General features: G+C 62.6%; 24 protein-coding genes. 3 read left to right on the top strand and 21 right to left on the bottom strand.

Annotated features, from left to right (window positions below; all coding sequences use genetic code 11):
- Nucleotides 1–365: 365 nt before the first annotated feature.
- The 4 genes from ABZN20_RS02815 to leuS are packed head-to-tail and all read right to left on the bottom strand — an operon-like array spanning nucleotide 366 to nucleotide 4,814.
- On the bottom strand, nucleotides 366–578 hold the full coding sequence (locus ABZN20_RS02815; protein ID WP_218806605.1) for a hypothetical protein: 213 nt from the start codon (nucleotides 576–578) through the stop codon (nucleotides 366–368).
- A 26-nt stretch (nucleotides 579–604) separates the two neighbouring features.
- Nucleotides 605–1,609 (bottom strand): DNA polymerase III subunit delta, encoded by a 1,005-nt coding sequence (holA, locus tag ABZN20_RS02810; RefSeq protein ID WP_218806604.1) that lies wholly within the window; start codon nucleotides 1,607–1,609, stop codon nucleotides 605–607.
- Nucleotides 1,606–2,124 carry an LPS assembly lipoprotein LptE gene (lptE, locus tag ABZN20_RS02805; RefSeq protein WP_218806603.1) on the bottom strand — a complete coding sequence of 173 codons (519 nt, stop codon included), beginning with the start codon at nucleotides 2,122–2,124 and terminating at the stop codon, nucleotides 1,606–1,608. Before lptE ends, holA begins: the two co-directional genes overlap by 4 nt.
- A complete protein-coding gene (gene leuS, locus ABZN20_RS02800) occupies nucleotides 2,121–4,814 on the bottom strand; it encodes a leucine--tRNA ligase (RefSeq protein ID WP_367026674.1) in 2,694 nt (897 codons plus the stop codon). Before leuS ends, lptE begins: the two co-directional genes overlap by 4 nt.
- A 115-nt stretch (nucleotides 4,815–4,929) precedes the next feature.
- Between leuS and ABZN20_RS02795 the strand changes: the two genes are divergently transcribed.
- Together ABZN20_RS02795 and ABZN20_RS02790 are read left to right on the top strand one after the other, a co-directional pair.
- Nucleotides 4,930–5,706 carry a ParA family protein gene (locus ABZN20_RS02795; protein WP_169603439.1) on the top strand — a complete coding sequence of 259 codons (777 nt, stop codon included), beginning with the start codon at nucleotides 4,930–4,932 and terminating at the stop codon, nucleotides 5,704–5,706.
- A gap of 76 nt (nucleotides 5,707–5,782) precedes the next feature.
- Nucleotides 5,783–6,022: a hypothetical protein gene (locus tag ABZN20_RS02790; protein ID WP_218806600.1), complete on the top strand. Its 240-nt coding sequence runs from the start codon at nucleotides 5,783–5,785 to the stop codon at nucleotides 6,020–6,022.
- A gap of 8 nt (nucleotides 6,023–6,030) precedes the next feature.
- Here the strand turns inward: ABZN20_RS02790 and lnt are convergent, their stop codons facing one another.
- From lnt to rpoE, 17 genes are all read right to left on the bottom strand, one after another.
- A complete protein-coding gene (gene lnt, locus ABZN20_RS02785; protein ID WP_218806599.1) occupies nucleotides 6,031–7,512 on the bottom strand; it encodes an apolipoprotein N-acyltransferase in 1,482 nt (493 codons plus the stop codon).
- 4 nt (nucleotides 7,513–7,516) lie between these two features.
- Entirely contained in the window at nucleotides 7,517–8,371 is an 855-nt protein-coding gene (locus tag ABZN20_RS02780) for an HlyC/CorC family transporter (protein WP_367026673.1), read from the bottom strand.
- Entirely contained in the window at nucleotides 8,368–8,820 is a 453-nt protein-coding gene (gene ybeY, locus ABZN20_RS02775) for an rRNA maturation RNase YbeY (protein ID WP_218806597.1), read from the bottom strand. The genes ABZN20_RS02780 and ybeY overlap by 4 nt, the downstream gene beginning before the upstream one ends.
- Nucleotides 8,817–9,782, bottom strand: a complete 966-nt coding sequence (locus ABZN20_RS02770) for a PhoH family protein (protein WP_218806596.1) — start codon at nucleotides 9,780–9,782, stop codon at nucleotides 8,817–8,819. Before ABZN20_RS02770 ends, ybeY begins: the two co-directional genes overlap by 4 nt.
- A 13-nt stretch (nucleotides 9,783–9,795) precedes the next feature.
- A complete protein-coding gene (gene miaB / locus ABZN20_RS02765; RefSeq protein ID WP_367026672.1) occupies nucleotides 9,796–11,169 on the bottom strand; it encodes a tRNA (N6-isopentenyl adenosine(37)-C2)-methylthiotransferase MiaB in 1,374 nt (457 codons plus the stop codon).
- Nucleotides 11,170–11,303: 134 nt separating this feature from the next.
- Entirely contained in the window at nucleotides 11,304–11,840 is a 537-nt protein-coding gene (locus tag ABZN20_RS02760) for a hypothetical protein (RefSeq protein ID WP_218806594.1), read from the bottom strand.
- Between the two features lie 179 nt (nucleotides 11,841–12,019).
- Nucleotides 12,020–12,751 carry a DNA repair protein RecO gene (recO, locus tag ABZN20_RS02755; protein WP_367026671.1) on the bottom strand — a complete coding sequence of 244 codons (732 nt, stop codon included), beginning with the start codon at nucleotides 12,749–12,751 and terminating at the stop codon, nucleotides 12,020–12,022.
- A gap of 65 nt (nucleotides 12,752–12,816) precedes the next feature.
- Nucleotides 12,817–13,698 carry a GTPase Era gene (gene era / locus ABZN20_RS02750; protein ID WP_367026670.1) on the bottom strand — a complete coding sequence of 294 codons (882 nt, stop codon included), beginning with the start codon at nucleotides 13,696–13,698 and terminating at the stop codon, nucleotides 12,817–12,819.
- Nucleotides 13,695–14,387: a ribonuclease III gene (rnc, locus tag ABZN20_RS02745; RefSeq protein ID WP_367026669.1), complete on the bottom strand. Its 693-nt coding sequence runs from the start codon at nucleotides 14,385–14,387 to the stop codon at nucleotides 13,695–13,697. Before rnc ends, era begins: the two co-directional genes overlap by 4 nt.
- On the bottom strand, nucleotides 14,384–14,761 hold the full coding sequence (locus ABZN20_RS02740) for a DUF4845 domain-containing protein (RefSeq protein ID WP_367026668.1): 378 nt from the start codon (nucleotides 14,759–14,761) through the stop codon (nucleotides 14,384–14,386). The genes rnc and ABZN20_RS02740 overlap by 4 nt, the downstream gene beginning before the upstream one ends.
- 3 nt (nucleotides 14,762–14,764) lie before the next feature.
- The gene (lepB, locus tag ABZN20_RS02735; protein WP_218806589.1) at nucleotides 14,765–15,553 is read right to left on the bottom strand and encodes a signal peptidase I; all 789 of its coding nucleotides are present in this window, start codon (nucleotides 15,551–15,553) and stop codon (nucleotides 14,765–14,767) included.
- A gap of 14 nt (nucleotides 15,554–15,567) precedes the next feature.
- On the bottom strand, nucleotides 15,568–17,373 hold the full coding sequence (lepA, locus tag ABZN20_RS02730) for a translation elongation factor 4 (protein WP_218806588.1): 1,806 nt from the start codon (nucleotides 17,371–17,373) through the stop codon (nucleotides 15,568–15,570).
- The gene (locus ABZN20_RS02725; RefSeq protein ID WP_367026667.1) at nucleotides 17,370–18,791 is read right to left on the bottom strand and encodes a DegQ family serine endoprotease; all 1,422 of its coding nucleotides are present in this window, start codon (nucleotides 18,789–18,791) and stop codon (nucleotides 17,370–17,372) included. The genes lepA and ABZN20_RS02725 overlap by 4 nt, the downstream gene beginning before the upstream one ends.
- A 58-nt stretch (nucleotides 18,792–18,849) precedes the next feature.
- Nucleotides 18,850–19,290, bottom strand: coding sequence for a SoxR reducing system RseC family protein (locus tag ABZN20_RS02720; RefSeq protein ID WP_367026666.1), 441 nt, complete (start codon nucleotides 19,288–19,290; stop codon nucleotides 18,850–18,852).
- Between the two features lie 11 nt (nucleotides 19,291–19,301).
- Nucleotides 19,302–20,300 (bottom strand): MucB/RseB C-terminal domain-containing protein, encoded by a 999-nt coding sequence (locus ABZN20_RS02715; RefSeq protein ID WP_367026665.1) that lies wholly within the window; start codon nucleotides 20,298–20,300, stop codon nucleotides 19,302–19,304.
- An 18-nt stretch (nucleotides 20,301–20,318) separates the two neighbouring features.
- Nucleotides 20,319–20,825 (bottom strand): sigma-E factor negative regulatory protein, encoded by a 507-nt coding sequence (locus tag ABZN20_RS02710; protein WP_218806584.1) that lies wholly within the window; start codon nucleotides 20,823–20,825, stop codon nucleotides 20,319–20,321.
- Between the two features lie 20 nt (nucleotides 20,826–20,845).
- On the bottom strand, nucleotides 20,846–21,418 hold the full coding sequence (rpoE, locus tag ABZN20_RS02705; protein WP_218809119.1) for an RNA polymerase sigma factor RpoE: 573 nt from the start codon (nucleotides 21,416–21,418) through the stop codon (nucleotides 20,846–20,848).
- A 185-nt stretch (nucleotides 21,419–21,603) separates the two neighbouring features.
- On the opposite strand from rpoE, the gene nadB reads away from it, so the two are divergent.
- Nucleotides 21,604–23,205 carry an L-aspartate oxidase gene (nadB, locus tag ABZN20_RS02700; protein WP_218809118.1) on the top strand — a complete coding sequence of 534 codons (1,602 nt, stop codon included), beginning with the start codon at nucleotides 21,604–21,606 and terminating at the stop codon, nucleotides 23,203–23,205.
- Nucleotide 23,206: the final 1 nt, after the last annotated feature.

The following is a 23,206-nucleotide window of genomic DNA, read 5'->3' as shown; positions in this document are numbered from 1 at the left end:
GGAGAGGGCCGGCGTGAGGAACGATCACGGCGAGCAGTCGCTTTCATAGTCCAGGGCGGCTGGTCGCCATGATCCGTTGGGTTGATGGCGGATTTTGGCGGCGGTTGATAGCAGCGGCTCAGGCTTGGAAGTATTTCTCGAAAACTGCCTGTCTGAGAGACCGGAAACGTGGCAAGCCCTCGTCCCCGGCCCTTTCACGCTGAACTCCTGTTCAGCGCCCTCCGGGTAAAATGCACAAATCGGCAGGAAAGCCGATTCGCACGCGTAGCGCCCGAAGGGTGCGGCATAGGGATATGCCACATAAAATCTGCTCCTGGCGGATTCGTCCCAAAGGGGGAAGGGGGAATGACGACTCTGTGGTTTTCTCAGTCCGGGCTCATCAGATCGAACACCATCAGGACATGCTTGCCGGTCTTGGTGTTGGTGGCCTTGAAGGTGGCGACGTCGTTCTCCATGCCGACGCATTCGATTTCCACCGGCGGGTCGTCGTGCTCGCTCTCCGGGACCTCGAGCCGTTCGAGCAGGTCCGCATCTTCCTCTTCGGTCAGTTCCATGTTGCCGTGTTTGTCGATTCTCATGCTTTTTTACCTTCAAATTTCCGAAATCAAGTGGAAGCGGCTACGCGGAGACAAACGTCGGAGAGGCCGAGCCAGGGATCGCCCGGCTCCAGCCCTTTCGCTACCCGGTCGACCCGGGCGCACAGCCGGATCGCATCCAACACGCCGTCCCGGCCGAGCCGTCTCGCGGCCCTGGCGAACGCCTCCTTGCGCTTGTCGAATATCCGCAGCCTGGCCAGGACACTGTCCATCGGCTGGCCCCTCGCAGTCTCCCGTTGGACCGCAGCCAGCGAGCGCAGTTCGCGGGTGAGCGCCCACAACACCACCAGGGGCGCCACGCCTTCTCCTTCGAGGCCGCGCAGGACCCGCAAGGTCCGGACGGTGTGGCCTTCGAGCATGGCCGCCGCGACGTCGAACACGTCGTAACGCGCGCAGTCGCAGACCGCCGATACGATCTGCTCGTCCTCGATGCGGCCGGCGCCGTACAAGATGCGCAGCTTTTCGATTTCCTGGGCCGCGGCCAGCAGGTTGCCTTCCACCCGGGCGGCCAGAAGCCGAAGACCGGACTGGTCCGCCAGCAGACCCAAGCGGTTCATGCGCCGGTCCAGCCAGCCGATCAGTTCGCGTCCTTCCAGCGGCCAGACCTGCACCACTACGCCGGCCGAGTCGGCGGCCCGCGCCCAGCCGGCATTCAGCTCTTCCCTGGTCAAGCGCGGCAGGGTGAGAACGAGGATCGCATCCGAGGGTGGCTTGTCGAGATAGCGCAGCAACGCGGCGGCGCCTTCCTTGTCCGGCTTGCTATTGAGGCGCAGGTCCAGGATGCGGAGGTCGCCGAACAGGGGAACGGAGTCGCCGGCCTCCAGAAAAGTGCCCCAGCTGAAACCGGGCTCGACGTGAAACAGCTCGCGAAGACTGTAGCCCCGTTCGCGAGCCGCCGCTCGGATGGCATCCGCGGCCTCCCCCAACTGCAGGGGCTCGTCGCCGGACAGGACGTAGACCGGAGCCAGGCCGCGATCCAGCGCCCCGGCCAGTTGATCAGGCTTCAACCTCAAGACTTGCCGCCCGGATTCCGGCTCATCTCGATGAGCACGCGGCGAACGAGGGTTTCCGCAAGCTCCCGCTCCATTTCGGACCTGAGCAGCGATTCCTCCTCCCCTTGGCCGATCGGCGAGAGCTGATTGTTGAAATATTCGCGCTTCACCTCGACCTCCTGGGGCGGAATGATGATCTCGCCCTGCGGCGTCGTGACTTCGTACCTGACCCGGGTATAGAGGTCGAACAGGTTGCCGCGGCCGCCCAGGTTCAAGGATATCGTGCGGCGTTCGTCGGTTTCCTTGAGGATGCGGATAACGCCTTTGGCGTCGATCATATTGCGTGTGAGCTGAGCACCCGTGAGACGGATCGCGTCGGAAAGCCTCGAGCCTACGCGGGTGGAACCGGCTTTTTCCAGGTAGAGGACTTGACCGGCGCCGTCCGAGGTCTCGCCGCCACGCAGATGGAAGCCGCAGCCGGCCAATGAGACCATTAGAATCAGGAAAAGATGCCGGGACGCCTTGTTCACGCTCATACCACGATGTTGACCAGTTTTCCCGGCACCACGATCGGTTCCCGTTTCGGCTGTTTTCCCTCCATGAACCGTTGGACATTAGCACTGGCAAGCGCAATAGCAGCACAAGCGCTCGGAGTGGCGTCACTTGGCACGAAAATCTTATCTCGCAGCTTGCCGTTGACCTGAACCACCAGCTCGATCTCGTCCCGCACCAGGGCGGAGGCGTCCTCCACCGGCCAGCCGGCTTCCAGAATATCGATGCCGGGCATGAGTTGCCGCCAGAGCGCGTCGCAGATGTGGGGCGCGATCGGATACAGCAGCCGGGTCAGCAGCGAATAGCCCTCGAAGGCGACCACGGCGGCGCCTCGACGGAATGCGTCTTTTTCGCCACCTTCCGGAAGATGATCGCAATTCCAGAATCCCTTGTCGTCCGCCAGGGTGTTGAGAATCTTCATCGCCGCGGAGACCACGGTGTTGAATTGATGGCGGGCGAAGTCGAAATTCGCCTGCTTCAGGGTCGCGTGGATCAGGCGGCGGGCTTCCTTGTGGTTCGGCGCCAGCGGAAACGCGGCCCAGTCGGCAACCCGCAATTCATCCCGGCCGTACTGCGAAAACGCGGTGTTGACATTGAACGCGGCCCGCGTCCACAGACGCTTGAGGAACCTGAACGACCCTTCCACCCCGCTGTCGGACCACTCCAGCGACTGGTCCGGAGGCGCCGCGAACATGGTGAACAACCGCACGGTGTCCGCGCCGTACTGGTCTATCAAAGACTCGGGGTCCACGCCGTTGTTTTTCGACTTGGACATCTTCTCGATATGGCCCACGACGACCGGCGCGCCGTCGGACTTCAGGGTCGCGCCCAGCGGGCGGCCCTTGTCGTCGGTGCTCAGTTCCACCTCGGCGGGACTGAAATAGTGCTTCTTGCCACTTTCCTCCCGGAAGAAGGTGGGAGCGACCACCATACCCTGGGTCAGCAGATTGGCGAACGGCTCGTCGCAGTGCACCAGGCCGGCATCGCGCATCAGCTTGTGGAAGAAGCGGGCATAGAGCAAGTGGAGGATGGCGTGTTCGATGCCACCGATGTACTGGTCGACCGGCAGCCAGTAATCGGCGCGCTGGTCCAGCATGGAATCGCCGTTGTCCGGGCAGGCGTAGCGGGCGTAGTACCAGGACGATTCGACGAAAGTGTCCATCGTGTCGGTCTCGCGTTCCGCCGCGCCGCCGCACTTGGGACAGGTCGTGGTGTACCACTCCGGCATCTTCTTGAGCGGCGAGCCGACGTCGATGGTGACGTCCTCCGGCAGCACCACCGGCAACTGGTCCGCAGGCACCGGCACGTCGCCGCAGTTCGGGCAGTGGATGATCGGGATGGGGCAGCCCCAGTAGCGCTGGCGCGAAATGCCCCAGTCGCGCAGGCGGAACTGGGTGCGCTTCTGGCCCAGTCCTTTGGTTTCCAGGTCCGCGGCGATGGTGTCGAAGGCTCGTTGGAAATCGAGGCCATCGTATTTTCCTGAGTTCACACAGACGCCGTGCTCGGCATAGGCGTCGATCCAGCCGCTCGTCGCATCCACGGTTTGATAGGCGCCGGCAGTCGAGGCGATGACCATCTTGATCGGCAGGCCATACTTGTTTGCAAACTCGAAATCGCGTTCGTCGTGCGCCGGCACCGCCATCACCGCGCCTTCGCCGTAGCCCCACAGCACGTAGTTGGCGACCCAGACCGGCAGTTTCTCGCCGTTCAGCGGATGGACCACGAAACGCCCGGTGGCCATGCCCTTCTTTTCCATGGTGGCGAGGTCGGCCTCGGCGGTCCCGCCATGCCGGCATTCCTCGATGAACGCCGCCAGTTCGGGATTGCCTTCGGCGGCTTCCAGGGCCAGCGGATGCTCCGCCGCCACGGCGACATAGGTCGCGCCCATCAGGGTGTCGGGACGGGTGGTGTAGACCTTCAGGACCGCCCCCTCACCCCGACCCTCTCCCAAAGGGAAAGGGGGAACGATCCGGAAATGCACCTCGCAGCCGTGGCTCTTGCCGATCCAGTTGCGCTGCATGGTCTTGACCTGTTCGGGCCAGCCGGGGAGATTGTCCAGCTCGGCCAGCAGTTCCTCGGCATAGGCGGTGATCCGCATGAAATACATGGGGATATCGCGCTTCTCCACCAGGGCGCCGGAGCGCCAGCCGCGGCCGTCGATCACCTGCTCGTTGGCCAGCACGGTGTGGTCCACCGGGTCCCAGTTGACCGGCGCGATCTTCTTGTAGATCAGTCCCTTTTCGAACAGCTTGGTGAACAGCCACTGCTCCCAGCGGTAATACTCCGGCTTGCAGGTCGCCAGCTCCCGGTCCCAGTCGATCGCAAGGCCTAAGGATTTGAGCTGCTTCCTCATGTAATCCGCGTTGGCGTAGGTCCAGGCCGCCGGCGCGACCTTGTTCTGCATCGCCGCGTTCTCCGCCGGCAGGCCGAAGGCGTCCCAACCCATCGGTTGCAGCACGTTTTTGCCGCGCATGCGCTGGTAGCGGGCGATCACGTCGCCGATGGTGTAATTGCGCACATGCCCCATGTGCAGCCGCCCGCTGGGGTAGGGAAACATCGAGAGGCAGTAGAATTTCTCGCGGCTCGAGTCCTCCCTGGCCCGGAAAACCCCGCCCTCTTCCCACGCGCGTTGCGCGGCCTCTTCAATGGCCTTCGGACTGTAAATCTCTTCCATTCGAACCGATTCGATCAATCAAGCAAAAGTGGCTAGAATACCGGACGCCGCGTCTAATCTGAAGCCGGAACGGGCAATGAACGCATGAAGGCGGCAGCGTTCGGGGGGAACAATCATGCATAGGGTCATATTCAACCAGAAGGGCGGCGTCGGTAAATCGACCATCACTTGCAATCTCGCCGCCATCAGCGCCGCCAAAGGCAAGAAGACGCTGGTCATCGATCTGGATGTCCAGGGCAATTCCACCCATTATCTTTTGGGGCAGAAGGTGGCGGACCAGGACCGCACCATCGCCCGCTTCTTCAAGGACACATTGGGCCTGAGCCTGTTCGGCAAAGGCCAGGACGAGGGGCTGAACGCGGTCATCCACGAGACCCCCTATCCCAACCTGTACATCGCACCCTCTCATCCCGAGCTCGAACCGCTGCAGGGGCGGCTGGAATCCCGCTACAAGATCTATAAGCTGCGCGAGGCGTTGGAAGCTCTCTCGGGCTTCGACCGCGTCTTCATCGACACCCCGCCGGTCCTGAATTTCTACAGCCGCTCGGCCCTGATCGCGGCCCGCCGCTGCCTGATCCCGTTCGATTGCGACGCCTTCTCGCGCGAAGCCCTGTACAACCTGCTGGCGGTGATCGCCGAAATCAAGGCGGACCACAATGACGGCCTGATGCTGGAAGGCATCATCGTCAATCAGTACCAGAGCCGCGCCAGTCTGCCGCAGAAGCTGGTCGAGGAACTGCTCGCCGAAGGCCACCCGGTACTGGACACCCGGATTTCACCCTCGGTGAAAGTCAGGGAATCGCACAGCGAGTCCAAACCGCTGCTTTACTACGCGCCGGACCACAAGCTGTCCAACGAGTTCCAGGCGCTGTTCGACGAGTTGGAGACTTAGCAGCCCATGGTGGCCGACGACGCCTCGGATTAGAATGTTTCGCACCTATGTTTCCTGCATTGTTCAATAAGCCGGTATGACCGAAAGCCTGGACAACTTGGTGGCTCAACACCTGCGCCACATCCGTGGACGTGTGGATCAGATTGCGGACGATATGACCACCGTGAAACTGCGGCTATCGACCATCGAGGAAGGGCTGGCGATCATGAAGCGAGGTACAGCCCTGGACGAGCAAACGCTCGCACAACCACAAGCAAGTATCGATAAGCTGGCCGAACGCCTCGCCCGAATCGAAGCTCGCCTGGAACTGCTGTAACGCTCTCCTCAGCCAAGTTTTTTGAACCGGCGCCTCGCGAAACAGACGCCGACGATCCCCGCGCATAGTGCAACGGCCGGCCAGTCGCCCCACAAGGCGTAAGGCGTCGCGCCCGCCATGGGCTGCAGCATACCGGTCAGCGCTTGGCGTTCAAACATGGGCGCGACCGCGACCGGTCTGCCGCCGGCGTCGATGATGCCGGTGACGCCGGTGTTGGTGGCGCGCAGCATGTAGCGCCCCGTCTCCAAGGCCCTCATCCTCGCCTTCTGCCAGTGCTGGTAGGGGGCGAACGAGTCCCCGAACCAGGCGTCGTTGGTGACGTTGACGAGGTAGGCTCCTTCCGGCAGCCCCGCCAGCGACTCCTGGCCGAAGATGTCCTCGTAGCAGATCGAGGCGATCAGCGGATAACCCGCCGCCTGGAGCAGCGTCTGTCGGGGCGCGCCGGCGGTGAAATCCGACAGCGGGATCTGCAGGATATCCAGCACGAAGCCCAGCACGGGCCGCAGCGGCAGAAACTCCCCGAAGGGCACCAGATGGCGCTTGAAATAGCGGCCCGGCTTGGCGCCGAGCGTCACCACAGCGTTGTAGTAGCGGTCGCCCTGGGCCTCGTAGTAGGGTACGCCGACCAGAATGTCGGCCCCATGCTGCCGGGCCTCCGCCTCCAGCGGCGCCATGAAGCTCTCGGCCACCTGCTGATAGAACGCCGGCACCGCCGTTTCGGGCCAGACGATCAGCCGGGAATCCCAGTGCTGGCGGGTCATGTCTACGTACATCTGGACGGTGGCGCTTTTCGCTTCCGGGCGCCATTTCTGGTCCTGCGGCACATTGCCCTGCAGCAGCGTGACCTGGATCGGATCGCCGGCGGGATGAGTCCACTGCACCTTCGCGAACTGGGTGCTGCCGACGAGCACCGCGGCTGCACCGAGCAACGCGAACCGGCGTCCGCGCCGGTCCAGCAGCCAGGCACTCAGCACCAGACCGGCCAGTACGGCGAGCAGCCAGCCCACTCCGAACACACCGAACACCGGCGCAATACTGCGCAATCCGGTATCGGTCTGACTGTAGCCGATCTGCAGCCAGGGGAAACCGCTGAACAGCCAGCCTCGGAGCCATTCGGTGACGACCCAGGCGGCGGGGAATACCAGCAGCCCCCGAACGAGCACCGAACCGCCGCCGGCCTTGACGCCGAGCCAGCCCGCCAGCGCCGGAAACAAAGCCAGATAAGCCACGAACAGCACGGTCAGACCGGCGGCCGAAAACACGTCGCTGCCGCCGTATTCGTGCATGCTCACGAAGACCCAGGACACGCCGACCCCGAACTGGCCCAGCCCGAACAGATAGCCATACAGGGCAGCCTTCAGGGGGGAGGCGTTCAGCCAGACCCGGAACAGGAGTGCCAGAGACAGCAGCGCCACCAGCGCGTAGCCGAACGGTGCGAAGGCGAACGGTAGCAGAGCGCCGCCGGTCAACGCGAGCAGCACGGCCTTCATCTCCTCAGCCCGCCGCCGGACTGAGAGCGTCCGGAGATAGGCGCAGCAGCCTCAAGAGATGCACGCGCCGGCTGTCGGCGCGAATCACGGTGAATCGGAACGGGCCGATCTCGATCCGCTCTCCCCGCTCCGGAACGTGCCCCAGGCGGTGCACGATCATTCCGCCGACGGTGTCGTACTCGTCGTCCTCGAAATCGGTACCGAAATATTCGTTGAATTCCTCGATGGGAGTAATGGCCTTCAGGGTGTATTCCTGGTCGTTTTTCCGGAAGATGTATTCCTCCTCTCCCAGGTCGTGCTCGTCCTCGATTTCGCCGACGATCTGCTCCAGCACGTCCTCGATGGTCACCAGGCCGGCGGCGCCGCCGTATTCGTCGACGACAATGGCCATGTGACTGCGGGAGGTCTTGAACTCTTTCAACAGCACATTGAGGCGCTTGCTCTCCGGCACGAACAGGGCCGGGCGCATGATTTCGGAGACCTTGAGCTGGCGGTTGCGGAGGCTATGCGCCAGGAGATCCTTTACTAAAAGGATGCCCACCACTTCGGCGCGGTCGTCGGCGATGACCGGATAACGGGAATGGCCGGACTCGACGACCAGCGGGAAAACCCGTTCCAGTTCGGCGTCCTGGGGCACCACCGCCATCTGCGCCCTGGGAATCATGATGTCCCGGACGCGCAGCTCGGAGACCTGCAGAACGCCTTCGATCATGTTGAGGGCTTCGGTTTCGATCAGTTGACGCTTCTGGGCATGCCGGAGCGCCTCGAGCAACTCTTCCCTGCTCTCCGGTTCCCCGGACAGGAAGTGCACGAGCCGCTCCAGCCAACTTCGATGTTCGCCCGAATTTTCCTCGCTCATTCCGGCTGAATCTCCAGATAGGGATTTTCGATACCCAAGCCCCGCAGGATCTCGATCTCGCGGTTTTCCATGACTTCGGCGTCCACATCTTCGATGTGGTCGTAGCCCTGAAGATGCAGCATGCCGTGCACGACCATATGGGCCCAGTGGGCCTTGGGAACCTTGCCCTGGTCCTGCGCCTCGCGCTCGACCACCGGCGCGCAGATCACCAGATCGCCCAGAAGCTCGTTGGGAACGCCTTCCGGCACCACGAAGGGAAAGCTGAGCACGTTGGTCGGGCCGGTCTTGCCCCGGTAAGCCGAATTCAGAGCCGCGCTTTCCGCCGCATCGACGATGCGGATGACGACCTCCGCATGCCGCTTTTCCAGGGCCGCCTCGGCCCAAATCCGGAACGCCGACTCGTCCGGCACCGCCGACGCACTTTCTTGCTGCAGGGTCAGATCGATCACTCGCCACCCTCCTGCTGCGCCTTTTCGTGCGCCTCGTAGGCGGCGACGATGCGCTGCACCAGCGGGTGCCGTACCACATCGCGGGTGCTGAAGAAGGTGAAGCTGATGCCTTCCACGTCGCGCAGCACCTGCAGCACATGGCGCAACCCGGATTCCTTGTTGCGCGGTAGATCGGTCTGGGTGATGTCGCCGGTGATGACCGCCCGGGAGCCGAAACCGACGCGGGTCAGGAACATCTTGATCTGTTCGATCGTGGTGTTCTGGGCTTCGTCGAGGATGATGAAGGAATCGTTCAAGGTACGGCCGCGCATGAAGGCCAGGGGCGCCACTTCGATCACGTTGCGCTCGATCAGCTTGGCGACCCGCTCGAAGCCCAGCATCTCGTACAACGCGTCGTACAGCGGCCGCAGGTAGGGATCGATCTTCTGCGCCATGTCGCCGGGCAGGAAGCCCAGCTTCTCGCCCGCCTCGACCGCCGGCCGCGCCAGCACCAGGCGCCGGACCTGTTCCTGCTCCAGTGCCGCCACCGCGCAGGCCACCGCCAGATAGGTCTTGCCCGTGCCGGCGGGGCCGATGCCGAAATTGATATCGTGCTGCTCGATGTTCTGCAGGTATTTCCGCTGGTTGGCTCCGCGTGCCCGGATCACCGAACGCTTGGTGCGGATCAGCACCTCCTCTTCCGGCGCCCCGGCCTCGCTCACCAGCGTGTCGACGTTCGCGGTCTGCAGCGACAGATGCACCCGCTCCGGCGTGATGATCTCGTGCTGGGCCGCATCGAACAGGCTGCGGATCACTTCATAGGCCGCCCGCGCCGCCCTGCCGGCGCCGATGATCTGGAACTGGTTGCCGCGGTTTTGGATTTCAACCCCGAGCCGCCGCTCGATCTGGCGCAGGTGTTCGTCGAATTGGCCGCAGAGGTTCGCGAGCCGGGCGTTGTCCGACGGCTCCAGGAGCAACTGCATTGAACTGGGATGATTAGGCAACTTGAGCGGCAGAGGCTGGGACGGAACGGGACTCGCGGGCCAGGCCGACGAGCCGGCCTCGCAGCGAATTGGGCAGGGAGTCGGTGATGACGACATCGACGAACTGGCCGATGAGCCGGGGATGGCCTTCGAAATTCACCACCCGGTTGTTTTCGGTACGGCCGCTGAGCTCATTGAAATCCTTGCGCGACGTGCCCTCGACCAGCACCGATTGCACGCCGCCCACCATCCTCGATGCGATTTCCGCGGCATTTTCGGCGATTCGGGCCTGCAATCGGGCCAGCCGGGCGCGCTTGGTCTCCAGTGCCACGTCGTCGGCCATCTCGGCCGCCGGGGTACCCGGCCGGGCGCTGAAGATGAAGCTGAATGACTGGTCGAAACCGAGCTGCTCGATCAGCGCCATGGTGTCCTCGAAATCCTCGTCGGTTTCGCCCGGAAATCCCACGATGAAATCCGACGAGAGGCTCAGATCGGGCCGGATCCCGCGCAGCCGGGTGATCTTGTCGACGTACTCGTCACGGGTATGGCCGCGTTTCATCAGCCCGAGAATCCGGTCGCTGCCGCTCTGAACCGGCAGGTGCAGGTGACTGACCAACTGCGGAATGTCGCGAAACGCCTCGATCAGGCTGTCGGAGAACTCCACCGGATGCGAGGTGGTGAAGCGGATGCGGTCGATGCCATCCACCGCCGCCACGTAATGCAGCAACAGAGCCAGATCGGCCACACCGCCATCGGCCAACGCGCCGCGGTAGGCGTTCACGTTCTGGCCCAGCAGATTGATCTCGCGGACACCCTGCTCCGCCAGCGCGACGATCTCGACGATCACGTCGTCGACCGGCCGGCTGATTTCCTCACCGCGGGTATAGGGCACGACGCAGAAAGTGCAGTACTTGCCGCAACCTTCCATCACCGACACGAAAGCCTTCGGCCCTTCGGCACGCGGCTCCGGCAGCGCATCGAATTTCTCGATCGCCGGAAACGACACGTCCACCACCGGCCGCCGCTCGCGCCTGACCTGTTCGAGCATGGCGGGCAGCCGGTGCAAGGTCTGGGGACCGAACACGATGTCGACATAAGGCGCCCGCTTCTGCAGGGCTTCGCCTTCCTGGCTCGCCACGCAGCCGCCCACGCCGATGACGACCTCCGGACGCCTGAGTTTGAGCGGACGCCAACGCCCCAGTTGCGAAAAGACTTTCTCCTGGGCCTTTTCCCGGATCGAACAGGTGTTGAGCAGCAGGACGTCCGCCTCTTCGGGCGACCGGGTGAGTACGAAACCGTCCGTAGAGCCGAGCAGATCCCGCATCTTGGCGGAATCGTATTCGTTCATCTGGCAGCCGAAGGTCTCGATGTAGAGCTTTTGCGGCATGTGTTCGGGGCGGGGGACCGTCGGGGATCAGCGTCAGGGGATGGAGTTATTCTAGCAGACTTGCCCGCGCCGATTAAGAAAGCCGGCCCGCGCCTCCGCGGCAATGAAGGCCAGGACCGGCTGTCGCTCGAGGATCAGAGGGAAGGATGCGCAAATTTGAAGGGATTGATCAGCGTCGATCCCACCCGCAGCAAATGCGCCTCCGGCTGGGTACGCGCCATGAGCTCGCGAACCCGTTCCTCCTCCTCGGCCCTGGCATCGATGAGGATGAGATGCTTCCCGGCCTCGATCTCGTCGTGATAAGCAGCGATCTTCTGGTTCTCGGTGGCCATCCCCATCAGTCCGCCCACCCAGACGCCGAAGAGCGTGACGAAGCCGAAAATCGCAAGATAAACCATGCCACTCATGTCCGGACCGAACGGCTGCTCGCTGGCCACATAGACGCTGCCGAGGATGGAGAAGACGAAGCCCACCATGGCGCCGCGCTCCGCATAACGCACCGCGTCGGATTTCTGAATGAAATTTGCCGAATGGATGTGGCGGCGGTAAAGCCCCGCCTGATCCTTGCTGATGACATGGAAGTTCCAGTCCGAGACACCCTCCTTGTGCAGCGCGCTCGAAATCCTTTCGACGCTGTCGAGATTGTCCGTAAGGTAATACAGTCGTTTCATGACGCACCTCCTTACCCCTGTTACGGTACGAATGTCCCCGGCAAATGGTCTACTTCGCCGGGCTAAGGGAGACTCTTAGTACTTTTGCCGACCGCTGTCAATTGCCATGTCCAGGAACGGGGAAAGGCCGGCGATTTCGGACGGGATCGAACCGGCCGAGACCGCCCCAGTACACGAGGTCAGGGCGAACTGCGGAACAGCTCGCGGCTCTTGAGAGTCCGACCGTCCAGATGGTGGGCGATGACCCGCCGCATCAGGCGCTTTGCTTCAGTGCGGGTTTCCGGAATATCGAAGCGGCGGTCGCGCAATGCCAGCAGCGTTGTTCCGCGCACCGCATCGGCCTCGTCGCCGGCGGGAACGGGACCGGCGTCGATCCGATAGGTGTAAAGGCGGTCAGGCTGGATGGCTTCCCCGCTCTCGGCCTCGACCAGAAGCTGCAGACCATAGCCGATGCCTTCCAGCAGCGACAGCTCGAAACTGCGCAGCGCAGATTCCGTGTCCCCGCCCGCGGCAAGTGCTTCCAGCCCCCCTTGGTAAGCGATGAAGAGTGCCGGATACGGATCGTGCGCGGGCAGCAGCTTGACCAGGAGTTCGTTCAGGTAAAAGCCGCAGAACAGCGCGGTATGCTGCAGCCGGATGCCGGAGCCTGCGGCCTCGGCATGGCTCAGGGTGGCAAGCTCGCCGCGGCCGCACCAGGATACCAACAGGGGCGCGAATGGCTGCAATACCGCGGCGAATCCCCGCCGGCCGCGACGCGCGCCTTTGGCAATCACGCCGATGCGGCCATGCCGGAGCGTGAACAATTCGAGGATGAGACTGGTTTCGCGGTAATCGCGCCGATGCAGAACATAGGCGCTGTCGAGCAGGACCCGGCTCGGATCGCCAGAGCGCGGGGGGGCCTCACCCGGCATGGGAGCTGGAGGCCTTCAGCCTTCGGAAGAAGGCAACCGGAAAAGTGCTCCCCCAACGGCCAAGCTCATTCGGCATAGCCCAGGCCTTGCAACGCCCGTTCGTTGTCCGACCAGCCGCGCTTGACCTTGGTCCAGAGTTCCAGATAAACGCGCCGCTCCAGCATGCGCTCCAAGTCCTTGCGCGCCGCCTCGCCCACCCGTTTCAGCACCTCCCCGCCCTTGCCGATGACGATGGCCTTCTGGCCTTCGCGCTCCACCCAGATGACGGCATGGATGCGGACCAGGGTCGGCGATTCCTTGTATTGCTCGATCTGGACCGTGAGCGCATGCGGCACTTCCTGCGCCAGGCGGTTGAACAGCTTCTCGCGGATGATTTCGGCGACGAAGAAGCGCTCCGGCCGGTCGGAAATCTGGTCTTCCGGATAGATCGGCTCGCCCTCGGGCAGGAGGCCCAGGATGCTTTCTTCCAGCACGGCCAGATTGACGCCCTTGAGCGCCGAAATCGGCACGATGTCGGAGAACATCCCCATGGCGTCCGTTTCGGCGAGGAACGGCAGCAGCACATCCTTGTCCTCGATGCGGTCGACCTTGTTGACGGCGAGGATGACGGGAAGCTTGGCTTCCTTGATCCGGGCCATGACCAGTTCGTCGTCCGGCAACCAGCCGGCCCGGTCCACCAGCCAGACGATGACGTCGACCCCGAGCAGGGAGGAAATCGCGGTACGGTTGAGATAGCGGTTCATCGCCCGCTGTGCGCCGCCGTGGATGCCCGGCGTATCGACGTAAATGGCCTGGCCCCGCTCGTCGGTCTTGATCCCGAGGATGCGGTGGCGGGTGGTCTGCGGCCGGCGCGAGACGATGCTGAGCTTCTGCCCCAAGAGACGGTTGAGCAGCGTCGACTTGCCGACGTTGGGACGGCCCACCAGGGCAACGTAGCCTGATTTCAAACTCTGAACCTCGATTGTTCGGAAAGGCGGTTGAGCATGTTTTCCGCCGCCTGTTGTTCGGCTTTCTTGCGGGAGCTGCCCTCGCCGAGGCAGGGCTCGACCGCCAACGGAATCTCGCAGCGCACCCGGAAATGCTGGTCGTGCGGCAGCCCCGACTGGTCGATCAGCGTGTAAACCGGGAGCGGCAAGCCGCGTCCCTGCATCAGTTCCTGCAAACGCGTCTTCGGGTCCTTTTTCCAGTCGTCCAGCGACAAAGCGGAGAGCGGGCCCTCGAACAGCTTCAGGACCAGCGCGCGGCAGGCGTCGATGCCCTGGTCCCGCAGCACCGCGCCGAGGATGGCTTCCAGGGCATCGGACAGGATCGAATCACGCCGGTAGCCGCCGCTCTTGAGTTCGCCCGAACCCAGGATCAGGTATTCTCCCAATTCCAGCTCCCGCGCGATCTTCGCCAGGGCGGTTTCATTCACCAGGGTCGCCCTGAGCCGGCTCAGCACCCCTTCGTCCGCCGAAGGAAACCGCTGATAGAGATACTCGGCGACCACGAACCCCAGCACCGAATCGCCCAGGAATTCCAGGCGCTCATTGTTCGGGCCTTCGGCGCTGCGGTGGGTCAAGGCGTTCTTGAGCAGATTCGGCTCCCGGAAAGGGATGCCGAGCTTACGCGCCAAGTGCTCGTGGCTGCGGATCAACGCCGTTCGACCTCGATCTGGTCGTCGAAGTGAATCAGCGCTTCGACGTTTCCCATGATGGGCCGCACCACTTCGTAGGCGACCTGGACGCGCAGGATGCCGTCGCTGCGGGTGATCCTCACGTCTTTCGTGGTGACGGTGTCCACCATGTTGATGTCCCAGCGCTTCTCCAGCGTCTTGAGGATGTCCTCACGGGATTTCTCCAGGATCTCGCGGTCGGACTTCAACGATTCCAGCGAGCTGCGGACCTTGTAGTGATTGAGATAAACCGGCCCGATTCGGAACAGCAGCAGCAGGAAAAAGCCCGCCACTGCCATCAGCAGAGCGAAGCTGAGGAAAGTCAAGCCGCGCTGGTGACGGGGCATGCCGCCCATGGTTCAACTGCCGGAATTCAACACGGTGCCGAGGCGCGAGAAGCCGATGCCGCCGTTCTCGAAGTCCCAGCTCATCCAGATGAAGAAGGCCTTGCCCACCAGGTTGGCTTCCGGCACCACACCCCAATAGCGGCTGTCGTTGCTATTGTCGCGGTTGTCGCCCATCACGAAGTAGCTGCCTTCGGGCACGGTGAACTCGCCCTGCACCGTCGGCTGGCCGTGGCGGATCAGAATGTCGTGCTTGACGCCTTCCAGATCCTCCGAAAGCAGCTCGGCCCCGCTCATGCTGGCGCCCTGCCCCACCCCTTCATAGGTGCCCAGCGAGGTCTGGGCGATGGGCTTGCCGTTCACGTAAAGCTGCTTGTTGTAGTAGCCGATCTTGTCGCCCGGCAGGCCGATCACGCGCTTGATGTAATCGACGGTCGGATCCTTCGGAAAGCGGAACACTACGATGTCCCCCCTTTGGGGCTCGCCCATCTCGACGATCTTGGTGTTCAACACCGGCAGGCGGATGCCATAGGTGAACTTGTTGACCAGGATGAAATCGCCGATCAAAAGCGTCGGCATCATGGAACCCGACGGGATGCGGAACGGCTCCACCAGGAACGAGCGCAGCAGCATGACGACGAGCACGATCGGAAAAAACGACCGGGCATATTCCACCAGCAGCGGCTCCTTGTGCGCTGCGCCTTCCGGCACGGGGTGCCGCTTCAGCCAGAGCGCGTAACCGCCCCATACCGCACCGGTGACGACCGTGGCGGCGACGAGAAAAAACGAGAAATCGTAGTCCATCGGAGTGACCGTTATCAGGAATCCTTGTTGACGCGCAGGACGGCGAGGAATGCCTCCTGGGGAATGTCGATCTTGCCCACCTGCTTCATCCGCTTCTTGCCGGCTTTCTGTTTTTCCAGGAGCTTGCGCTTGCGGGTGATGTCGCCGCCATAGCATTTGGCCAAAACGTTCTTGCGCATGGCTTTGACCGTGGAACGGGCGATGATCTTGGAGCCGATGGCGGCCTGGATCGCCACTTCGAACATCTGCCTGGGGATCAGGTCCTTCATCCTCTCGACCAGGTCGCGGCCGCGGTTCATGCTGATGTCGCGGTGCACGATCAGCGACAGCGCATCCACCTTTTCGCCGTTGATCAGAATGTCGAGCTTGACCAGTGGCGCGACCTGGAACCGCAGGAATTCGTAATCGAAGGAGGCGAAGCCGCGGCTGCACGACTTGAGCCGGTCGAAGAAATCGAGCACCACCTCGCTCAGGGGCAGCTCGAAGCTCAGGGCCACCTGCCCCCCCATGTATTGCAGCTTCTTCTGCACACCGCGCTTTTCGATGCACAGGCTGATCACCGCGCCCAAGTAATCCTGGGGTACCAGAATGTTGGCCTCGATGATCGGTTCGCGGATTTCCTCGATCTCGTTCGGCGACGGCAGGTCGGCCGGATTGTCGACGGGAATCACCGTACCGTCGGACTTGGCCACCTCGTAGACCACGGTCGGCGCGGTGGTGATGAGGTCCAGGTCGTACTCCCGCTCCAGCCGCTCCTGGATGATCTCCATGTGCAGCATCCCCAGGAAACCGCAGCGGAAGCCGAAGCCCAAGGCCTGCGAGACTTCCGGCTCGAAATGCAGGGCAGCGTCGTTCAGATGCAGCTTGTTGAGCGCTTCCCGGAGATTCTCGTAGTCGTCCGACTCGACAGGATAGAGGCCGGCGAACACCCGCGGCTGAACTTTCTGGAAGCCGGGCAGCGCTTCCGTCGTCGGGCGGTCGGTCGCGGTGATGGTGTCGCCCACCGGCGCGCCGAAGATGTCCTTGATGCCGGCCACCACGAAGCCCACCTCGCCGGTATTCAGCACCGTCTTGTCCAGCGGCTTGGGGGTGAATACGCCCAGCTTCTCGACCAGATGACTCTTGCCGGTCGACATGATGGTGACCTTCTGCTTGCGTGAAATCGAGCCGTTCACCACCCGGACCAGGGATACCACGCCGAGGTAGTTGTCGAACCAGGAATCGATGATCAGCGCCTGCAGCGGTCCCTCGGCGTCGCCCTTGGGCGGCGGAATCTTCTTCACCAGCTCTTCGAGCAGGGCATCGACGCCGAAGCCGGTCTTCGCGCTGATCTCCACCGCGTCTTCCGCCGGAATGCCGATGATCTCCTCGATCTCACTCTTCACACGCGCCGGATCGGCCGAGGGCAGATCGATCTTGTTCAGCACGGGGAGGACTTCCAGCCCCTGCTCGATGGCCGTGTAGCAGTTCGCCACACTTTGCGCTTCCACCCCCTGGGCGGCATCGACCACCAGCAACGCACCTTCGCAGGCCGCCAGCGAACGGGACACTTCGTAGGAAAAATCGACGTGCCCCGGCGTGTCGATGAAGTTGAGCTGGTAGGTGCCGCCGTCGCTGGACTTGTAATCCAGGGTGACGCTCTGGGCCTTGATGGTAATGCCGCGTTCGCGCTCGATATCCATGGAATCGAGCACCTGTTCGGCCATTTCGCGGTCGCTCAGGCCCCCGCAAATCTGGATGAAACGGTCTGCAAGCGTCGATTTTCCATGGTCGATGTGCGCGATGATGGAGAAGTTGCGTATGTGCGTCAGGTCGGTCACTGCTTTTCGTCTTTCAATTTCATCGCCAGGAAGATGGAGCCATCGCGCCGCTGTACCAGAACCGCCAGGGATTTCCCCGTCGGCAGGGCCTTTTCCAATTCCACCAGTTGTTTCACGCTGTTGATTTCCTTGTCCTGGATCCTGAGGATCACATCGCCCCGCCGGAGTCCCGCGTCGTACGCGGGGCCGGGATTGACGCCGTAGACGAGCACCCCGCCGCGCGGCACCTCGAACTGCTCGCGCAGCTCCGGGGTAAGGTCCGCCACCCTGGCACGCATGCGTTTCAGCGGCACGGCATCGGGCTCGGCGGCGCCCATGGCCGGTTCTTCCTCATCGGGAAGCGATCCGATCTTGAGGCTCAACTCCTTGGTCATACCATTGCGCAACAGCTTGATCTTGGCGCCTTCGCCGACCTTGGTCATGCCCACCATGGGTGGCAGCGCGGCCGACGTGTCCACCGCCTGCCCGTTGAATTCCAGCACGATGTCGCCGACCTGGATGCCGGCCGCCTCGGCCGGGCTCTTCGGCAAAACCTTGGATACCAGGGCGCCTTGCGGCTTCTTCATGCCGAAGGACTCGGCCAGCTCCCGCGTCACGTCCTGGATCTGGACGCCGAGCCAGCCGCGGGAAACCCGCCCGCTGGCCTTGAGCTGGTCCACCACCTGCATGGCGACTTCGATGGGAATGGCGAAGGACAGTCCCATGAAACCGCCGGTGCGGCTGTAAATCTGGGAATTGACGCCGACCACTTCGCCGTTCAGATTGAACAGCGGTCCTCCGGAGTTGCCGGGGTTGATGGCCACGTCGGTCTGAATGAACGGTACATAGTTGTCGCTGGGGAGGCTGCGCCCCTTGGCGCTGACGATGCCGGCTGTGGCGGAATGGTCGAAGCCGAACGGCGAACCGATGGCGAGCACCCATTCGCCGACCTTGAGCTTTTCGGAGGACCCCAGCTTCACCGTGGGTAGCTGAGCGGCCTCGATCTTGAGCAGGGCCACGTCGCTGCGCTTGTCGGAGCCGACGATCTTGGCCACCAGTTCCCGCCGGTCCTGCAGGCGCACGACGATCTCATCGGCCCCCTTCACGACGTGGTGATTGGTGATGATGTAGCCGTCCGCCGACATGATGAAACCCGAACCCAAGGACTTCGCCTCGCTGGGCTGGCCGTCGCTGCCGCCGCCTTCGCCGAAGTAATGCCGGAAAAAATCGTCGAACGGGGTGCCTTCGGGAATTTCCAATCCCTCCGGCATCTGTTGTTCGTTGGCCGCCACTTTCTGCGTGGTGCTGATGTTCACGACGGCGGCATTGTTCTGCTCGACCAGATTGGTGAAATCGGGAAGCTGTGCCCGGGCTGCCGGGGAAGCAACCAGAACCAGGACCGCACAAATCGCGCCGGCAAAGCGGTATCTATCAAACATGGTGACTCCTGAATGCAAAGGCGGCGGCCGCTGGCGTAGCCGGAAAACTCCGGGCACCTCAACGGGAAATACGGCGGATGAATACCGGATGAAGATCCTGCCGATGTAGGCCGGGATGGTACTTGAGCAATACGAACGTCAGCCCCAGACCGAGCAGTCCTCCGGCGATCGAGCCGGCATCGGCCGAAGCGAACAGCCCCTGATCGGCCAGCAGCTTGCCCAGCAAGGCGCCTCCGAGCAGGGAAAACAGGGGCAACAGGTACATCCGGAAAGAACCGGCGAGCAGAGCGCCTTCTTCCACCCCGATGATGACGCGGTCCCCCGGTGACACGGGGGCCTCCGCATCGACCTTAAGGCGTATGGGTTTGCCGCCCAGCAGCCGGGCCACCAGGGAAGTGCTGCAACCCTGGGTGCAGCTTCCGCATGCCGATTTCTGAAACTTCTCCACCCAGATCGAGCGCCCTTCGATCTCGGTGACTATTGCCTCTTCCTCAATCATTCACGTCAACGTCACTTATTGGATTTCTGGTACCGGATCCCATTGGCGATCATATGAACAGTCTTGGGCGGAACCTCCCCCATCACTGTCACGACGAAGCCATCGATCTTCCGGGTATAGGCATTCACGGCGCCGATTTTCTTCAGTTTTTCCAGGAAGGGCTCTTCCTTCAGTTCGTCCACGTAGATTGAAACAGATGAGAGCCCGTCGCTCAACAATATATGTTCGATGGGGTGCTTCAGCGGCGGATGTTGGACGCGGCTGTAGCCGCTGATCCGGAACCCCACGGGAACGCTGTCCAGGCTCCAGCCCATCGTCTCGATGGGTATGATCTCTCGTTTCGACGATTGTTCCGAGTAGGTATCGGACGCCAATGCCGGGGCCATGTCCCGGCCGGCTGCTTCGCCGGATACCTCCAGGGAAGTGAACACCATCTGCTCGATGGGCCTGTTGTTTTCGTCGAGCAGTTCGAAGCGGAGCGGCAGACGGGACTCCGTGTCGATCCAAACCTTGCGCCCGTACCGGTAGTCGTCGACCGGCACGATCTCGATGGTCTGTGCGCGCCGTTGCGCCACGTACTCCTGGCCGCCGACCAGGAACGCGTAGTAATCGCACAAGCCGACGAACGACTCGGGAAGGTCGACCAGGAAGGAGCGGTTTGTGGGCACGCGTTCCGTCATGACCGACTTCGTTTCCGGAAAAAAGAACCGGACCAGATCGCCATCCCTGACGATTTCCCGCATCGGGCTGTTCAGCGAGGTGAGGCGCTCGTGCTCGACGCCGTTCGACATGCCGTGCACGAACTCCATGCTGTTGACCTTGTCGTCCTTCAGATATGCCACCAGACCCCGATAATTGAGGCGGATCATGGCATCGCGCATACTCGACAGCCATTCCACACCCGCACGGGCACCGAGCGCCTGCGGCCCCTCGTCGGCGAGGGACGGTTGCGGACGTTCAAACGCGACGGCGGCCCCCAGGGCCGCCGCAATTACTCGAGCTCTGAACATGGCAGGATTCGAATCATGTTATTGCTCATAACTGACCATCCTCATGTACGGCATCAGCGTCCCCGATCCCGCCACATGGGAGGTGCCGCTGTGCGCCAGAAGGTAGGCCTGCATTTCCGGATCCGTTCGCGCCTCGGCCAAGGCCACGCCAGAACCGGCGGACGGCCCGCCGTCGAATGCGGCGAAACCGCTCAGGCCTCGCCAGACGAAAACCGCCACCACCGCCATGGAAGCCGCGAGCGCTCCGGTCACGACGTGCCTGCGAAAGGCGTCGGAAGACTTCACCCTTACAGGGGCGAGAATCGCCGGCTCGAGCGCGATCTGGCGCGCCACCGTGTCCGCCAGCTTGCCGCCGAGGGGGGTCCGTCCTGTACGAAGCACTTCGCCGATCAGGTAATACCGGCTCACGGTGGAGCGGACCTCTTCCCGCTTTTCGATCAGCCGGAAGTAGTCCTGGGCTTCGGCCAGGTCCATTTCGTTATCCACGAAAACGGAGGCTTTTTGCGCCATATGCTCGTCCAACATCGTTCGATTCCTGTCCTCAATCAATCGAGTAACGGCCGGAGCCGTTTGTCTATGGCTTCTCTCGCCCTGAAGATACGGCTGCGGACGGTACCCACCGGGCAGTTCATGACTTCCGCAATTTCGTCGTAACTCAGTCCGTCCAGCTCTCTCAGAGTTATAGCCAGCTTGAGTTCCTCCGGCAACTCGTTCAGCGCTGCTTGAATCGTTGCCGCCAATTCGTCGCTCAAGACAGCGGCTTCGGGCGTATCGACATCCTTTAGACGATAGCCGTTCTCGAATTGTTCCGCAGATTCGATGTCGAATTCGTCTTCAGTGGGCCGACGTGAACGGGTGACGAGGTAATTCTTTGCCGTATTGATCGCGATGCGGTAAAGCCAGGTGTAGAACTGGCTGTCCCCGCGGAATCCCGGCAACGCCCGATAAGCCTTGATAAAGGCCTCCTGCGCCACATCCAGGGATTCGTACGGATCCTTGATATAGCGGGAAATGAGCTGGGTGATCTTGTACTGGTACTTTCTGACGAGTAAGTCGAAAGCTCGCTTGTCGCCGCGTTGCACCCGCCTGACGAGCTCGTCGTCCAGTTCTTCACTCATCTCCATTCCACGCATCGCCTTGGACATCACACCATTTCCTTCCGGGAAATCCTCGGAATCGCGGACATTCACGATCCACTGCTGGAACGGATAGGCGGAAACAGGATTTTGATTATCTTACGTTCGGAAGCGCGCTTCAACGCAGTGGCGATTTACTGTAACATGCCGTTAACATGACGATACCCATGGACAAGGACATCACCTACGACGCGCTCGTCATCGGCAGCGGCGCTTCAGGCCTCAGCCTGGCCTTGCGGCTCGCCGACCATGCGCGGGTCGCCGTCCTCTCGAAGGTCGCCTTGAGTGAAGGCAACACCCGCTACGCCCAAGGCGGCATTTCGGCAGTGCTGGATGCCCAGGACTCACTCGAATCGCATATCGAAGACACGCTGGCGGCCGGAGCCGGCCTGTGCGATCCGGAAATCGTGCGTCTGGTGGTTTCCCAAGGCAAGGAATGCATCGACTGGCTGCTCCAACACGGCGTTGCCTTCACGGAAGTCGAAAGCACCGACGGCGCCCACCATCTGCACCTGACCCGGGAGGGCGGCCACACCCACCGGCGGGTCGTGCACGCCGCCGATGCCACCGGTCGGGCCGTGGAGTCATCGCTCGAGCAACATGCCCGTGCCCATCCCAACATCGATCTGTTCGAACACCACAACGTCATCGACCTGATCACCTCGCACAAGCTCGGCCTCGCCGGCCCGCGACGCGTGCTGGGCGCCTATGCGCTGGATACGCGAAGCCACCGGACCCGCACGTTCCGCGCGCGAGTCATAGCGCTCGCGACCGGCGGCGCCAGCAAGGTCTATCTGTACACCAGCAATCCCGACGTTTCCACCGGCGACGGCATCGCGTTGGCCTGGCGGGCCGGCGCGCGGGTGGCGAACATGGAATTCATTCAATTTCACCCCACCTGCCTCTATCACCCCCACGCCCGGTCCTTTCTGATCTCCGAGGCCGTGCGCGGCGAAGGCGGCCGGCTGCTGCTGCCCGACGGCAGCCCGTTCATGCAGCGGTTCGATCCGCGGGGCGAACTGGCTCCCCGCGATATCGTGGCGCGCGCCATCGACCACGAAATGAAACGGCTGGGCGCCGACTGCGTCTACCTCGATATCAGCCACCGGCCGGCCGATTTTATCCGGAGCCATTTCCCCACGATTCATGCACGCTGCCTGGAATTGGGAATGGACATCACCCGGGAGCCCATTCCGGTGGTGCCCGCGGCCCATTACACCTGTGGAGGCGTCGTTACCGACCGGCTGGCGCGGACGGATATCGATGGCCTTTATGCGGTCGGCGAGGTCGCCTGCACCGGCCTGCACGGTGCCAACCGCATGGCCAGCAATTCCCTGCTGGAATGCCTGGTCTTTGCCAAACAGGCCAGCCAGGACATCCTGCGGCGCCTGCGCGACATCCCTCCTCCCTCGCCGCTGCCGGAGTGGGACGAGTCGCAGGTCACGGATTCCGATGAAGAGGTCGTCGTGTCCCATAACTGGGACGAAATCCGGCGCTTCATGTGGGACTATGTCGGGATCGTGCGGACCGACAAAAGGCTGCAGCGCGCATTGCACCGGGCGGAGCTGCTCAAGCAGGAAATCGCCGAGTACTATGGCAACTTCCGCGTCACCAGCGATCTGCTGGAACTTCGCAACCTGGTCATCGTCGCCGAACTCATCATCCGTTCGGCCCTCCAGAGGAAGGAGAGCCGCGGGCTGCACTTCACGCTGGACTATCCGGAACGGGACGAGGCCCACCCGCCGCGAAACACCGTACTCGAGCCCTGAG

Source organism: Methylococcus sp. ANG, assembly GCF_040730495.1.
GTDB lineage: Bacteria > Pseudomonadota > Gammaproteobacteria > Methylococcales > Methylococcaceae > Methylococcus.
Note: the sequence above shows the minus strand (reverse complement) of the source record. Positions and strands in the feature narration are given on the sequence as shown.

Coding starts and splice junctions, on each gene's coding strand:
- ABZN20_RS02815 (WP_218806605.1), bottom strand. CDS start 578: ATGAGAATCGACAAACACGGCAACATGGAACTGACCGAAGAGGAAGAT.
- lptE (WP_218806603.1), bottom strand. CDS start 2,124: ATGAGCGTGAACAAGGCGTCCCGGCATCTTTTCCTGATTCTAATGGTC.
- ABZN20_RS02715 (WP_367026665.1), bottom strand. CDS start 20,300: ATGTTCAGAGCTCGAGTAATTGCGGCGGCCCTGGGGGCCGCCGTCGCG.
- ABZN20_RS02795 (WP_169603439.1), top strand. CDS start 4,930: ATGCATAGGGTCATATTCAACCAGAAGGGCGGCGTCGGTAAATCGACC.
- recO (WP_367026671.1), bottom strand. CDS start 12,751: ATGCCGGGTGAGGCCCCCCCGCGCTCTGGCGATCCGAGCCGGGTCCTG.
- ABZN20_RS02790 (WP_218806600.1), top strand. CDS start 5,783: ATGACCGAAAGCCTGGACAACTTGGTGGCTCAACACCTGCGCCACATC.
- lepB (WP_218806589.1), bottom strand. CDS start 15,553: ATGGACTACGATTTCTCGTTTTTTCTCGTCGCCGCCACGGTCGTCACC.
- ABZN20_RS02780 (WP_367026673.1), bottom strand. CDS start 8,371: ATGAGCGAGGAAAATTCGGGCGAACATCGAAGTTGGCTGGAGCGGCTC.
- lnt (WP_218806599.1), bottom strand. CDS start 7,512: ATGAAGGCCGTGCTGCTCGCGTTGACCGGCGGCGCTCTGCTACCGTTC.
- ABZN20_RS02720 (WP_367026666.1), bottom strand. CDS start 19,290: ATGATTGAGGAAGAGGCAATAGTCACCGAGATCGAAGGGCGCTCGATC.
- leuS (WP_367026674.1), bottom strand. CDS start 4,814: ATGGAAGAGATTTACAGTCCGAAGGCCATTGAAGAGGCCGCGCAACGC.
- ABZN20_RS02710 (WP_218806584.1), bottom strand. CDS start 20,825: ATGTTGGACGAGCATATGGCGCAAAAAGCCTCCGTTTTCGTGGATAAC.
- ABZN20_RS02740 (WP_367026668.1), bottom strand. CDS start 14,761: ATGGGCGGCATGCCCCGTCACCAGCGCGGCTTGACTTTCCTCAGCTTC.
- ABZN20_RS02770 (WP_218806596.1), bottom strand. CDS start 9,782: ATGCAGTTGCTCCTGGAGCCGTCGGACAACGCCCGGCTCGCGAACCTC.
- miaB (WP_367026672.1), bottom strand. CDS start 11,169: ATGCCGCAAAAGCTCTACATCGAGACCTTCGGCTGCCAGATGAACGAA.
- ABZN20_RS02725 (WP_367026667.1), bottom strand. CDS start 18,791: ATGTTTGATAGATACCGCTTTGCCGGCGCGATTTGTGCGGTCCTGGTT.
- rpoE (WP_218809119.1), bottom strand. CDS start 21,418: ATGAGTGAAGAACTGGACGACGAGCTCGTCAGGCGGGTGCAACGCGGC.
- nadB (WP_218809118.1), top strand. CDS start 21,604: ATGGACAAGGACATCACCTACGACGCGCTCGTCATCGGCAGCGGCGCT.
- ABZN20_RS02760 (WP_218806594.1), bottom strand. CDS start 11,840: ATGAAACGACTGTATTACCTTACGGACAATCTCGACAGCGTCGAAAGG.